The 13,852-nt window shown below is 47.6% G+C and carries 14 protein-coding genes; 5 read left to right on the forward strand and 9 right to left on the reverse strand.

All coding sequences use genetic code 11. The features are described from left to right. Nucleotides 1-72: 72 nt before the first annotated feature. Nucleotides 73-447 (reverse strand): DUF2203 domain-containing protein, encoded by a 375-nt coding sequence (locus QUB56_RS08635; RefSeq protein ID WP_332954740.1) that lies wholly within the window; start codon nt 445-447, stop codon nt 73-75. Between the two features lie 132 nt (nt 448-579). Between QUB56_RS08635 and QUB56_RS08640 the strand changes: the two genes are divergently transcribed. Next, nucleotides 580-855 carry a DUF6439 family protein gene (locus QUB56_RS08640; protein ID WP_190740207.1) on the forward strand — a complete coding sequence of 92 codons (276 nt, stop codon included), beginning with the start codon at nt 580-582 and terminating at the stop codon, nt 853-855. Nucleotides 856-1,107: 252 nt separating this feature from the next. Here the strand turns inward: QUB56_RS08640 and QUB56_RS08645 are convergent, their stop codons facing one another. Both QUB56_RS08645 and QUB56_RS08650 read right to left on the reverse strand, forming a co-directional pair. Further along, nucleotides 1,108-1,596 (reverse strand): anti-sigma regulatory factor, encoded by a 489-nt coding sequence (locus tag QUB56_RS08645; protein ID WP_332954741.1) that lies wholly within the window; start codon nt 1,594-1,596, stop codon nt 1,108-1,110. A 358-nt stretch (nt 1,597-1,954) separates the two neighbouring features. Beyond that, nucleotides 1,955-2,122: a hypothetical protein gene (locus tag QUB56_RS08650; protein WP_332954742.1), complete on the reverse strand. Its 168-nt coding sequence runs from the start codon at nt 2,120-2,122 to the stop codon at nt 1,955-1,957. Nucleotides 2,123-2,295: 173 nt separating this feature from the next. Here QUB56_RS08650 and QUB56_RS08655 point away from each other — a divergent pair, with 173 nt between their 5' ends. Together QUB56_RS08655 and QUB56_RS08660 are read left to right on the forward strand one after the other, a co-directional pair. Then, nucleotides 2,296-3,189 carry an alpha/beta fold hydrolase gene (locus QUB56_RS08655; protein ID WP_332954743.1) on the forward strand — a complete coding sequence of 298 codons (894 nt, stop codon included), beginning with the start codon at nt 2,296-2,298 and terminating at the stop codon, nt 3,187-3,189. A 144-nt stretch (nt 3,190-3,333) separates the two neighbouring features. Further along, a complete protein-coding gene (locus QUB56_RS08660; RefSeq protein WP_332954744.1) occupies nt 3,334-4,320 on the forward strand; it encodes an aldo/keto reductase in 987 nt (328 codons plus the stop codon). Nucleotides 4,321-4,727: 407 nt separating this feature from the next. Here QUB56_RS08660 and QUB56_RS08665 read toward each other — a convergent pair whose 3' ends face one another. The 3 genes from QUB56_RS08665 to QUB56_RS08675 form a co-directional block, all read right to left on the reverse strand. Further along, nucleotides 4,728-4,868, reverse strand: coding sequence for a hypothetical protein (locus tag QUB56_RS08665; RefSeq protein WP_332954745.1), 141 nt, complete (start codon nt 4,866-4,868; stop codon nt 4,728-4,730). Between the two features lie 108 nt (nt 4,869-4,976). Then, nucleotides 4,977-6,668 carry a transglutaminase domain-containing protein gene (locus QUB56_RS08670; protein ID WP_332954746.1) on the reverse strand — a complete coding sequence of 564 codons (1,692 nt, stop codon included), beginning with the start codon at nt 6,666-6,668 and terminating at the stop codon, nt 4,977-4,979. An 80-nt stretch (nt 6,669-6,748) separates the two neighbouring features. Further along, the gene (locus QUB56_RS08675) at nt 6,749-8,236 is read right to left on the reverse strand and encodes a transposase (protein ID WP_332954747.1); all 1,488 of its coding nucleotides are present in this window, start codon (nt 8,234-8,236) and stop codon (nt 6,749-6,751) included. A gap of 382 nt (nt 8,237-8,618) precedes the next feature. Between QUB56_RS08675 and QUB56_RS08680 the strand changes: the two genes are divergently transcribed. After that, the gene (locus QUB56_RS08680) at nt 8,619-9,488 is read left to right on the forward strand and encodes a DUF928 domain-containing protein (protein ID WP_332954748.1); all 870 of its coding nucleotides are present in this window, start codon (nt 8,619-8,621) and stop codon (nt 9,486-9,488) included. 321 nt (nt 9,489-9,809) lie between these two features. Beyond that, complete coding sequence (locus tag QUB56_RS08685) at nt 9,810-11,987, forward strand: ShlB/FhaC/HecB family hemolysin secretion/activation protein (RefSeq protein WP_332954749.1); 2,178 nt, start codon at nt 9,810-9,812, stop codon at nt 11,985-11,987. Nucleotides 11,988-12,152: 165 nt separating this feature from the next. Here QUB56_RS08685 and QUB56_RS08690 read toward each other — a convergent pair whose 3' ends face one another. From QUB56_RS08690 to QUB56_RS08700, 3 genes are all read right to left on the reverse strand, one after another. Continuing rightward, nucleotides 12,153-12,551: an alr0857 family protein gene (locus tag QUB56_RS08690; RefSeq protein ID WP_445243322.1), complete on the reverse strand. Its 399-nt coding sequence runs from the start codon at nt 12,549-12,551 to the stop codon at nt 12,153-12,155. Between the two features lie 235 nt (nt 12,552-12,786). After that, nucleotides 12,787-13,302 carry an HNH endonuclease gene (locus QUB56_RS08695; protein WP_332954751.1) on the reverse strand — a complete coding sequence of 172 codons (516 nt, stop codon included), beginning with the start codon at nt 13,300-13,302 and terminating at the stop codon, nt 12,787-12,789. 230 nt (nt 13,303-13,532) lie between these two features. After that, nucleotides 13,533-13,787, reverse strand: a complete 255-nt coding sequence (locus QUB56_RS08700; RefSeq protein ID WP_332954752.1) for a hypothetical protein — start codon at nt 13,785-13,787, stop codon at nt 13,533-13,535. Between the last annotated feature and the right edge of the window lie 65 nt (nt 13,788-13,852).

Below are 13,852 nucleotides of genomic sequence, written 5' to 3' on the forward strand. Positions count from 1 at the left end.
CTCTCTTTTCTCTTCCTCAGCGCCCTCTGCGCCCTCTGCGGTAAATAAAAAAATCAAAAATCCGAACATCCTTCAACCTGCATAGGATTTCAAAATCCAACCGATCAAAATGCCGAGCCCCCCAAAGCGAACTGCTTGCCAAAAAGGTTCTATTATGCTTCTCCAAGAAAACAGCCTGCTTTCTAAATTCAACTCGATAGTTTCCAATTCTTTCTCAATTTCCCGCAATTCTTGTTTGAGTTGCGGCAATGGATTTTGGCGCCTGGAGTGGCGGATTTCTTCGCGCCGGTGCCCGAGTTCGACTTGGCGCTGTCGATCGACCTGAATTTGAGTGTACCGTTCTTTGACTGCCGCGAGCGATCGCTCCACTGCTCCGAGCGCTTCAACAAACTCACTTTCATCATCTCCCGGTGGCTCTCGATTTAAATCTGACGGCTGTTTAGGCATTTCGATCTGCAAACGCGACAATAATTAAAAAAAACCGATTCCCTATTTAGTTGTTATTATGTCAAGTATATTATTTGTTAAATTTAGAAACGGCAGCCAAATCGCTATAATTGCCACCTATGCTTGAAACTTATGCTTGAAACTACACAAACAACCCAAACTGTCAACCTCAACGAGCTGAGCACGGTAGAACTAGCCCAAGCTCTCGCCGCGCGCCTCGCCATCCCCGAAAAAGATTGGCACCGCCTCAAAGCCAACCGTTCCGCGCGGGCCGGAGAGCAAGCAGCGGCCGCTCTGGTCTTTTTGCTCAAAAAACAGCCCGCAGAAGCTCTCCCCCGCTTAAAACAAGCAGCAGGATGGCTGGATGGATCTATATCTGCTCCTCCCTGTCCCACCCACGGCAAATAATTTTGAGTTTTGAGTTTTGAGTTTTGACTTGATTAGTCGCTCGAAACGCGCCACAATCGCGCCGCTAGAGCGAGCAGCGCGATTGTGAGTTCAAAAGATTTACACTTTTTTAACTCAAAACTCACATTTTGGATTACGATCGGCTATCAATAGCCACATCGTCCAAATTCTCACTTCGAGGTTCAGCTCGGAAACGAAAAAATTTCCAGGTCGATCGCAGCTGAGGTTAAAACTGCTGCTTTCATAGCGGTTCTAGCGCAAGTGAGGGTGCAGGTAGCCACTGGGAAGTTCTTTGCACAGCCGTAACTCTGTACCTTGAGAATTCCACTCTACCCGATCGAATATTTGGTAAAGAATAAACAACCCTCTACCACATTCCTGTTCCACATGGGGTAGTACAGAGTTATCTGCAACATCCTCTGCTAGGAGGCTGTCGCAATGCTCGGTATAAAGGTTGCAACCGCAAGGAGCATTAAAGCCAGAACCTTCATCCGATATCACCCACCAATATTGGTTTTGGACGATCGAAAAACGGACTCCAACATTTTTACCGGGGTCTAATTTGTTTCCATGTTTAGCAGCATTTACCAAAGCTTCTTGAAGCCCCAACCGCAATTCCGCTTGCCAGTAATCTGGCACCTCTGCTAGGAGCAGATCCAAAATAGGACAAAGGTATAGAGTAGAAGCGAAGCTAATCGTAATCCAATTGCGTCCGGCGGGACGGGCTGAAATAGCAATCACTCAGAAAACTCCCTAACTTTCAGGTGGATAAAGTTCACACCCTGCATAGTTGGCTCCCTAGTATTCAAAATGCTAATTAATTGAGCGGCGCAGCTCTACTTATATCTTAGAGTATCGAAGCAATTAAGAACAGCAAACAACGTCACAAAATATTCAGGGATTCTGAGAAACTTCTGCCCTGAACCCTCAGTAATTTTACTTATAACTTCTACCAGCAGCCAGATTTTTGATTTCGGCTTTTGCTTTCCTCGCAACGCTGAGATCCGCTGCCTCCCCCAAGCCGTCAACAACTCCCTCACAAACGATCCCCATATTGAAAAGGTCGCAAATAACTATAAAAAAGTCGATCCCTTCACCCTCACCCATCAGGTTCGGCCCTCCCAGCCGCTGGGCGATCGACCCTTGCCCACAACTTGCTCATGCCGCTACACAGAAAAATCATCATACCTAGGTGTGTTGTAGCCAAAGCCCGATAATTTTCCAAAATGCGATCGGGCAAAATATCTCGGATTGCTGCGAGTTCCACAAAATCAATATTCGTTACAAAACTTATTTATTCTGAGTGCGGGCGATCGCCAGAACCCAACTCGCCCAACTAGACTGATCCTTTGCTCGCCCAAGCCCCGGGGCGTTTGCCAAATTTTAGAAATCTGAGCGTCGCGATACAATAGTTAAAGTAAATAATTATTTCTTTACATTATGCAAGCAACCCCAGCCATGACCTCCGCCCCCATAGCCGGCACTTACTGGCAGTGGCGGGGGCATTCAGTGTACTACGTTCGATCCAGCGATCGGCATCCAGAACGCCCTCCCCTACTGTTAATTCACGGTTTTGGAGCCTCGACAGACCACTGGCGCAAAAATATCAGCGGGCTGAGCAAAGACTTTGAAGTGTGGGCGATCGACCTGATCGGATTTGGGCGATCGGCAAAACCAGAATTGCAGTACAGCGGCGAGCTCTGGCGCGACCAACTCCACGACTTTATCACCAACATCATCGGCCGGCCCGCCGTACTGGCCGGCAACTCCCTCGGAGGCTACGCCGCCTTGTGTGTAGCAGCCCAGCGCCCCGAATCAGCAGCCGGACTGATATTAATCAACAGCGCCGGCCCCTTCAGCGAACCGCAGCCGGCACCCGAAGCCCCGCCTTTGCAAAAAGCCATATCTGCAGTAGCTAAAACCTTATTTCAGCAAGATTGGGCAAGTTTTCTGCTGTTCCAGTACGTGCGCCAGCGATCGACAATTCGGAAAACCCTAGAAAAAGTTTATCTCGACCAAAGCGCCGTCACAGACCAATTAGTAGAAGAAATTTACCTTCCCTCCTGCGATCCCGGTGCCCCCAAAGTATTCGCCTCCGTATTCCGAACACCCCAAGGCGAAAAAATCGACGTATTGCTGAGTCAATTAAAATGCCGGTTGCTAATGCTGTGGGGAGAAGGCGATCCGTGGATGAATTCCACAGAAAGAAGCGCCAAATTTCGCAAACACTATCCTGGGTTGACAGAACACTTTATCAAAGCTGGTCACTGTCCTCACGACGAAGTACCAGAACAGGTAAACGAACTGATTCGCGCATGGATAATTGACCAATAGTCGATCGGCACATAGATAATTTTCCCCCAGCCCTCTCCTCCCTCGGATAGGGGGAAAATTATCCGATTAGGGGTAAAAGTCTATGTATCGTGCGAACATAAAGGCGGTTAATTTATACTCACATATTCTGAGGATACCGAAACCATGACCAGCAAAAAGACTCGCCGCAATTTTATATTGAGCAGTATAGCTGTTGCCAGCGGCCTTGCAGGCGCTAAGGCGATCGAACAGCAGGAAGGGGAAGTCGCAGCCGCACCCAATAACAAGGCAGCGACCACAGTAATAATGCCAGAACGACTGTTAGGCAACACCGGCGTGAAAGTGCCGATTTTCGGTTTGGGGGGGGGCGGACAAACACCTCTGTCGCAGCCGGGAAGAGAAGCAGAAGCTGCGGTGCAAATTGAACGCGCGATCGAACTAGGCATTAGCTATTTTGACACGGCCGCCGAGTACGGGCCCAGCGAAGAAAACTTAGGCAAAGTTTTGCCACCATATCGAGATCGCCTATTCCTAGCCACAAAAACCTCCGCCAGAGACAGAGACGGCGCGTGGAGAGACTTAGAGCAATCGCTCAAAAGATTGAAAACCGATCGGCTCGACTTGTGGCAACTGCACCACGTCTCATTGCAACCAGAATTAGACCAAATTTTCAGTGACAAAGGAGCAATAAAGGCGATCGAAGAAGCCAAAGAGCAAAAAATAATTCGTTTGGCCGGCATCACCGGACACCACGAACCAGCCATCATTGTCGCGGGCTTGGAGCGCTATCCTTTTGACACAACATTAATCTGCCTCAACGCCGCCGAAAAACACCATCCGCGCTCCTTTGTTACCACCGCTTTACCAGTTGCCAAAGCCAAAAACATCGGCGTCATAGCCATGAAAGTACCAGCTTACGGCCAATTATTTCAGAACGGTGTTTTAGATGGAATGCACCAAGCAATGGGCTATACGCTTTCACTTCCCGGCGTGCACTGCTGCGTCATCGCCGCGAACTCCGTAAAGCAATTACAAGAAAACTTCCAAGTCGCCCAAGCATTCCAACCCCTGAACCAAACAGAAATGGCAGCACTTGAAAAACGCACCGCCACCGCTTGGCAAGAAAATACATTTTTCAGACAGTGGACTTAAACTCCCCAATCCAAAATCCCCTTTTTCCTCTGTGTTTATTGTGGTGTGTTTGTTGTGGCGCGGGTCTCCAGCCCGTGAATCATCTTATGTGCGATCGAACGACTGCAATCAAAGTGTTATGTAGTGAGGACTAAAGTCCTCATAAAACTACTAGGACTCAAGTCCTCACTACAAACCTACAACGTTTATGTTGCCGAACTTGCTTTTATCTGCGGTGAAAATATAGCAACCGCCAAGCCGGTTAGGACATTTTAAATTGCTGAAACCATTGCGATTGTTGCACATTTCATCGGGCTTCTTCCGACGGACATCGGACTTCTGCTATACTTCAAATCAAAAAACAAGGCGACCTGGTTTGGTTGCCTTGTTGATTATCATAAAATATGCACTTTGTCAACAGCAAAGAGCTACTTTTTTTTCCGTTTAGCCTTATCTAACCGCCTGCGATCGCGCCACTCAACCGAAGTCAAATAAGCTACCCCGCCAGTCACCGTCAGCAGCAGTACAAAGGCCACTAAAACCAGAACATTAGCAATCGCAAATTCCACAACCCCTCTTCCTCTGATTTTACATTTTCTACTTTCGATTTTAGATGAAAAATGTTAACAATTAACAGTTGAGTGTTGACCGTCAACGGTTAATTGTTAACACTCGATTCAAACTGCTGGCAACTCTTCCAAAATTGTAAACCTCACATGATTAATTGCCAGACTCCCCACGGAAACATCCTCCTTATTTAAAGGAAGACCCCCGCTGCTGAGACTTTGAAACCGAATTCCCTTGCCAATTTCTACGTGATACCAAGCCAAACCCATAAAAAATCGCAAAGGATAAGGGCCTCTGTCTTGAATATCATCAGGATTAGATTCCATCGGCACCCAGCCAAAACCCGGAATGTAAAATTCCAGCCAAACGTGATTGAAATCCGGTTCCAGCGCCACACCTTTTCTGTCAGCAAAAGCCGGGCACTTGTAGCGGCCGATCGTGCGGCAAGCAATCCCGTTCAACCTAGCCAAAGCCAACAACAACCCCACGTACTCGCCGCAAGAACCGATGCCGCGGCGCAGCACAATATCGGGAGTGTCAATGTGAGGCCTAATCCCGTAAGAAAGTTGGTCGTAAACAAAATTGCGAATGCTCAGTAACTGCCTCAGAATATTAGTTTCCGAGCCAATGGCAGCCACAGCAGCCGATCGCACAATCTCCGTATCCATCGCCAAATTGTCATTATCCACCAAATACTTAGCTGCAAACTCCGGCGACAGCTTCGGAATCTTTTCGACATCCCGAGGCGACAACTGATACTTAATCGATCGAACTTCTAACAAAGCCTTCCAGCCAAAAATTCGGCGTTCCCCGGGGTGCAGCCGATCGAACTTAAACACCGCCACCCGTTCCCCTTCCTGAATTTCCTCAGTAAAAGGCATTCCGATGGGCGTAATTTTCCTGACCTTTTGCCGGTGAGTTTCCGAAGGCAAAGCAATCCGCCACTCCAAATTTTCGATTTCTACCTCATCGAGAGGAGACAGTTCCTCCACATAAGACATTTCCATCAAAAAACCGTTTGACAGAGCGTAGCGCTCGGCTTCATTGTAGTGAAAATACAAAGGGTGAATAAAAGTGCGATCGCGCTTCGTCAACTGAAAAGGATCTTCCGAATTCGGGTCATCCCGGATGTAAAGTTCATCCCCGGCATAAGCCACGTACAGAATCTCCTCCCCCGTTTCGGAATCCTTGTGAAAAGCCAAACCCGAAGGCGACTCAAAGGGAGTCAACACGCTAAATTTAATCTCCCCAGTTGCCCGTTCCAAACAGTAAACAGTTTGCTCAGTCTTGTCGCAAACCCAAAGTTCCTCATCCCGGACAGTAATATTTTCTACCCCAATACCGGGAGCGTAAAACCGAGTAATTTCCCGACCATTTTTCATGTCAAAAACCAGAATCGCGGCTAATCTCTGGCAAGTCACATAAAGCGTAGATTTCCACACAGCAATCCCGTCAGCAGGATAAGAAAGTGAAACAAAATGTTCCGGCTTGAGTTCAGTTATCGCCCCGTCCCGAATTGCGCCCCGACAGCAACAAATATCCTCATCCCGCGCAAACCAGACAGTATCTTCCGAAATAGCCAGCCCAGTTGCGCCCGCAAACTTAGCCGTTTGATAAGGATTCAAAACAGTAGTGTTGTCAGTTTCTGGATCGATCTCCAATAGCAGCCCTTCGGCGCGATCGACAGCGAACAACTTATTTCCTAAAAAAGCAATGCCGTGCAGTGTCAAGACTCCGATCGGTCTTACCATCCGCAGCCCCGAAGGCTGTTTGTCCGAGAGAACAGGTGAATCGAGATTCATGCTAAATTTCTTGCCGGTATTGTACAGAAAACCTAATTTTTGAAACTCTCAGAGCTCAAGACGCTGAGATTCTTAAGAAATTACTTTCTCAACATCCCAGAGAGACAATTGAATGCCCTCTGGGTTCCCGCCCACACGCCACGAGACCCTTTTTCAGGCAGCGTATTATCTGGCAAGCCTTCGCACAACTCAATCTCAAAAAGATTGAATTGTACTGGTTTCGAGCAGTCCACCCGTACCATTTTCGATCTAATTTCCTTGACAATAGTTAGCCCGTAAGCCTCTCTTGCTTTAGTTTCCACGTTTCTTGCAGCTTGCCGATTTGCATCATCAATGTGTCCGCAATTAGTACAAATAAACTTTTTCCCATTGTGGCTATATCGATCGACGTGACTGCATTTGCTACAAGTTTGGCTGGTATATTGTGGATTAACTTTATCAAGTCTTTTTCCTGACTTTGCCGCCAGATACTCAAGTTTTTTGGTTAAATCATACCAACTAGCGTCTGAGAGAGAACGGTTCAACCCGCTTTTAGCTGATTGCTTATTTGGCAAAAACCTACCAGTATTCGATTTAATAGGCTGGCACCGTTTCATCATATTCTCGATCGGCAAGTCTTCGGCTGCGACAGCATCATACTTTTTAATGAGCTTATTGGCAACCCACCACTGGTAAGCCTCGCGTTTTTGTTGAATTTTATTGTGCAAAGCCGTTACTTTTAGTTGAGCTTTACTGCCGTTTTTACTTTCTTTTTGTTGGCAGCTAACTTTTTGTTGCCTAACTCGCATTAAACATTTAGTCTTTTTGTTAGTAGCAAATCCCGGGCGATCGATCGCACTACCATCAGATAGGTACACCCGTTTAGTCAACCCCATGTCACATCCAGTGATAGTTTTGAACTCACTGTCTGGAATTATGGGAAAATCTGGCACTGTTTTGTTTTCAATTCTTACAGAAACGTACCAACCATCGGCTTTCTGCTTAACTGTCACCATCCTAATATCAAACCCATCTGGGATAGAAGGCGAGTTAGAGAAACGCATCCACCAAATTTTAGGTAGGTAGATTTTGCTACCCTTAATTTTAACATAACCCGGCTTGTAGCTAAATGATTTGAAATCCTGGCGACCCTTGAATTTAGGGAATCCCGCGTTAAAGAACTTATTAAATGACTCGTTAACCCTGGCTGGTGTTGACTGCCAAACAGCAGCATCAATATTTCGATCCCAAGGGCGACTAGCTTTTAAATTTATTAAGTTTGCATCTGGCATTAATGACGCAGACCGTTGGGGTGATTGGTCTTTTTCACCTTCTTTTTTAGCTGTGCCTTCCCCTATTCTCCAGGGGTTGTAGAGTCGATTACCTCGGACTAAGCTGCCAGTTAACCGCGTAATTTCCACCCGTGTTTTTAAGTCACAACAATGTACCTGAATAAACTCCTGATGCCCACCTTCGATTCTATCACGCAAACACCAATTATAGGTAGCCCTAAGCCTATCTAACCAGCCCGATATTTTCTCAAATTGTTGATTGCAGTGTCTGAATTTGTACGGGTAACTTAAAAGCATTTTTATATCACCTCCTGTATTTTATTTATAGCATCAAGTTGAGCAAATGCCTGAGAACTAATAAAGCTTTGTTCAACTCTACAGGCGGTTGAAACCGCTGCCGACTTCCATGTCGGTAGCCCGGGGCTTGCGTCTGGCTTTTCGGTCAAAGCTGGGTTTAACAAGCTCAACCGAACTTGCTGATGTGAATGCAAGTAAGTATAACTACTAAGCTACCACTGACAAACCTTACAGAGAATTCCATGTCGATCGGAGGAACCAAACTAATCGTATCTGCCTGAAGATATAAATTAAGTACAACAGATTACTAAATCCGTCAAAACCTTGGGTAGAATAAAACCGTGCGGTAAAGTTCCTAGGTTCATCAGAAGGCAGGTTCGTCATGGCTTGGAAGTACGCTCTCAATATCGGTGCCATTTCCTTAATTCTGTCTTTAGAGGCATTTGCCGTTGGTAGTTTCTTAAGACCAGCAGAGGCTCTCAACAGCCCCGCCAACAGCGTCCACCGCCGCTCACCACCGCAGCTACCCCTCACCTGGCAAACAGTTCTACCCGCCCAAGCCAGCGGAAGCAGATCGAACAGCCAGCAATTGGGGGCCTCGTGGAATAGCTTTCAACCGCCGCAGCAGGGAGTACCGGGAAGGCGGGAAGGGGGAGGAACCCGTGGCTTAGAATGCTCCACCGCCCCAACTGCCTTAACTGCCTTGATTCCCCAATCAACTATGGGGCAAACCATATCAGCAAAGCCGACATTTTTCTACTACCTTCCCCAAGCCCTCGACAAAACAGTTGAGTTTGAGTTAGCAGACGAAACGGACAAAACACTATACAAAAAAAGTTTTCGCATGGTAACTAGCCGTGCAGGTGTCGTTAGGGTCAGCCTCGACTCCGACGACAACTCGCCAGCCCTGGAGGTTGGCAAAAACTATCAATGGTACTTTACTATCAAATGCAACGCAAAAAACCATACAACAGATGAAGCTCTCGTTTCCGGGTGGATCAACCGCACCGCACTCGCCCCAAACGTGAAAACAGAGTTGGATCGATCGCCCTCACGCGCCAAGCTCAGCATCTTCGCCCAACAAGGTCTCTGGTACGACTACCTGGCAACTCTAGCTCTATTACGCATGGAGTCTCCCAGCGATGCCAGTTTAGCTCACGAGTGGTCAGCAGTGTTGAACTCTGTCCAACTCGGCAAAATCGCTCAAGAACCATTAGTCCCAAGTGAGTTAACACCTCTAAGAAAAAAATAATTCGACACCCGTTTCAAAAAAGAATGCAACAGTAGGCAAGCCCCAAAGCCTGATTGCCATAAGTCATTGCCAAATCTAAAATCTAAAATCTAAAATCTAAAATCTAAAATCTAAAATGGTATAACTTTTGTAGCAAGTAGGAAAAACTCGGTTTAGAGCGCGGTGTTTGGCAGCGCCACAGATGATTTTTGGGTGTTGGGGGTTTTTTTGTCGATCGTCCTAAATAAATTAAAATTATTGTGCTAATGAGCACTTCGGGCTCCTGGCATCTTGAAAGCCGGACTGTGGAAATTTTGATGGTCAAATTTCGCATAATCCTAAATGATAAACTGGCATAGTCAAGCAGCCGACCAACTTATTTTAGAGAAATTATTAATTATGCGCCCGAATGCAAATATTGCAATATTTCGGTTGGGGATTTCACTTCTAACTGCGCTCCCGATGGCTTGCTTTTACCCCCATAAAGCTATATCCCAAACGGACGATATTTCTCAGTTGCCCGTCGCCGCTGACAACTCAGCAGATACGGGCAACGCAGTATTAGCACTGCAAAAACTGGAAATCAAGCAGGATGTAACTCCAACAAACTTAAATCAAATCCCCGATTTTTCAGAAAGCAACGCTCACGGGAACCAGCCCGATACCTGTTCCACAATTAATCAAACGGATTGTGGTACGGGTTTGGAACCCGCAGCAAAAAATCGGGTTGACAAAAGCGCTGAGGCGTGTTCCACAATTAATCAAACGGATTGCGGTCAGGGGCAAGAACCCGCAGCAAAAAATCTGGTTGATAACGATCCCAAATGTCAGAACCAGCTACATTGCAATCCTGTTTTAGCCCAGAACCAACCCTCGCCGCCTCCCAACCTGCCTCCGCTGCCGCCTGTGCCAGATCCAAATCGCGATCGATTTCTGCAACCCGTCCCGCAGCCTTCCCCAGAACCTCCCCAAGTACCGCCAACAGTATCGCCCCAACCCCCCTCGCCAGTTCCCCCAACACTGCCGAATGCAGCAATTGAGGTGCAGAAAATTCAAGTTGTTGGCAGCACAATTTTAAGCCAAGACGAAATTAATGCCTTAGTCAAGCCGTTAGAGGGCCGTTCTGCCACCCTAGAAGAACTCAAACAAATCGCCGACAAAATTACCGAAATTTACCTCAATCGAGGCTACATCACTTCCAGAGCAGTCTTGCCGCCCCAAACTATCACCGCAGGGGTAGTCCAAGTTCAAGTGATCGAAGGCAAGCTGGCCCGAATTGAGGTAGAAGGAACTAAAAGATTGCATCCAAGTTACATCCGCAGCCGGCTTCGACTCGGGGCCCGAATGCCTTTAAGCACAGCTTCCTTAGAAGACCAACTCCGGCTGCTGCGAGTCGATCCTTTATTTGACAATGTAGAAGCCAGCCTGCGGGCTGGGGATAAAGAAGGCGAGAGCATTCTGATCGTCCGAGTCTCGGAAGCTAATCCGTTTCAACCTATTTTCAGCATTGACAATTACTCGCCTCCCAGCGTCGGTTCCGAAAGAGTGGCAGTTAGTTTGCGGCACCGCAATATAACAGGAAATGGCGACGAACTTGGGGCGGCTTATTACCGCTCGCTCGGCGATTCAGACGTGTTCGATTTCAGCTATCGCCTGCCGCTAAATGCGATGAACGGCACTTTGCAATTGAGGGCGGCGCCGAATCGCAACAGTATCGTACAAGCACCTTTTAACAGGTTTGATATTTCGGGAAAATCGCATTTATTTGAAGTTAGTTACCGCCAGCCGCTGCGGAGAACGCCGATCGAAGAATTTGCCTTATCTGCGGGTTTTACTTATCAGACAGGCAGAACTTTTCTCGCTGGCGAACCGTTTTCTTTTGGCATCCGCGAGGAGTCCAAGGGTGTCACCACTACGAGCGCAATTAAGCTGGGACAGGACTACATTCGGCGCGACCCGCAGGGTGCTTGGGCCGTGCGATCGCAATTTACGATCGGCACTAGCTTGTTTGATGCTACTCAATACGAAGGTTCTGATCCAGACGGACAATTTTTTAGCTGGCTGGGTCAAGTGCAGCGAGTACAGCGATTGAATGACAAACATTTATTAATTTTGCAGTCCGACTTGCAGTTGTCAGCTAATAGTTTGTTGCCTTCACAGCAATTTGTAATAGGCGGCGGGCAATCTTTGCGCGGCTACCGCCAAAATGCCCGTTCTGGTGATAACGGCTTGAGAGTTTCGGTCGAGGATCGGATTACTTTGCAGCGCGATGCTTCGGGAAATCCCAAACTTCAATTGGCTCCCTTTTTGGAGGCGGGTACGGTCTGGAATGTTCCCAACAATCCTAATAAATTAACCAATCAGACATTTTTAGCAGGTGTGGGTTTGGGGGTAATCTGGGAACCGATACAGCGGCTGAACCTGCGCGTAGATTACGCTTTTCCTTTGGTGAGAATTAGCGATCGGGGCGACAATCTGCAAGATAACGGCATTTACTTCAACATAATTTATACGCCCTAGAATGAGCGATCTGCCGGGATGCTACGCATATAAATTGTCTGTTATAGCAGAGGGGAGATGGTCCGAGGGAGAGAGTGTCCCAGTGAAAAATGAAGAAAATATTTCTTTCTTGCTTCTTCCCTCTGGCTTCTTCCCTCGAACCTCTTCCTTGTTCAACATCCGATATTAATCGCCGACTTCTCCGACAACCTCCGCAGCAGCTTGAGTTTCGAGCCAGAGTTTGAGCAGCAAGAGCTCTGCCCGATCGCCCAACACAGTCGCAAACACGCCGTGGGCCCCGGAGGACGCGCCAGAAATCCACGTACCGCGCAGAGTCACTTCTACAAAGTCAGCATCAGCAACACAAAGGTCGATCGCATCGTTGTCGTCTCGGCGCACCTCAGATTCCAATAGAGACAGCGCAGCCAAATTCGCGGGCAGCAAAAATGCCGCATTGCTCGGTTCGACGCTGATGCTTTGACCAACTCGCATAGCCAGCACAACTCGCAGCGCCACTAACTGTTCGGGAGATTGAGCCAAACGCTCGAGGTTAAAGCCCGTTTCAGTGTAAGTCAACTTCAGCATATTGACAGCCCTAAATTTGGAATTGAAAGTTAAAAATTGGAAATCGGGAATTGGGAATTGGGCATCGGCCAAATAGGGCATCGGGAAGTGGGAATTGGGCATCGGATAGGTCGGAATGAAAAGTTTGCTATTGGGACCTAAAATCCTTTTCAATTACAGGACTGAATTAGCTATTAACTATTAGCTATTACCAATTACCAATTACCTGTTTGGCCCATGCCCTATTCCCCATACCCTATTCCCCAATTTGGTATTCGTGCCAAAAAAGTTCGGCAAAAGCAACAGTGGGGTGTATAGGAGCCTTCGGCTTAGTTCGCAGAGACATTCCAGCTTCTATGGGAGTTCGTGAGCCCTTACGAGAGTTGCACCGTTCGCAAGCAGTCACCACGTTGTCCCAAGTATGCTGGCCGCCCTTCGCTCGAGGCATGACGTGATCCAGCGTCAAATGTCGGTTGCTACCGCAGTATTGGCAAGAATGAGCGTCGCGGCGCAGAACTTCCCGGCGATTGACCGGGGGAACTTTCCACAGGCGTTCCCTGTTACCAAAAGTCAAGCGGATTTGTTCGGGTACGTGGATGCTGGTGCTGGGCGATCGCACCAGCCAGCCGTTGCCGATGCTAAAATCCAGAGGTTCAGCCTTGCCTGTTACCAAAAGTACGATCGCCCGTTTGATGTTGACACGGCTCATCGGTAGGTAATTCTGAGAAAACACCACCACAGATTGCCTCAATACATCAGTTACTACGGTCATGGCTTGCTCCTCCTCATTTGGATTTTGGATTTTAGATTTTAGATTTGGGATTTGGGATTTGGAATTTTCGGTGCAACGCCTGCATTGGCTATATCTAGTTTTTGCGAGTTCCCCAAGCCTTTGGGAATTTCTCAAATATCCAATCAAATGCCCCCGCTTCTGTTACCAGAGAAGCGGGGGCTAGAAAAACTGCGTTCATGCAAATTTTCATCCTGTCTTGGTACAGTCGTTTAGCTGTACCTCCCGCTTCGCGTATCTCCATGTGGCTGTGCCAATCGCTGACCCTCCTGGTCTACCTCGTGGTAATTTATTTCTGCCATTTCTCCTAATTCACTATAACCGGGTTTAATTAGGCCAGAGCCCGCCCACGAGGTCGGTGTGGCTGTCGCAAAACCCGTGCTAAAGACGTGCCATAACGACTCGGAGCGACCCCTGGGGCGATCGCACTTCAGTTGATAGGTGGAGTAGGTGGGGAGAAATTTCACAGCAGGCAGAAAGTGGTAAGAGAGCTTTAAATCTAGCTTTAAACATACTACACTGATATTACACA

The sequence above is a fragment of the Microcoleus sp. AR_TQ3_B6 genome, assembly GCF_036702785.1.
Classification (GTDB): domain Bacteria; phylum Cyanobacteriota; class Cyanobacteriia; order Cyanobacteriales; family Microcoleaceae; genus Microcoleus.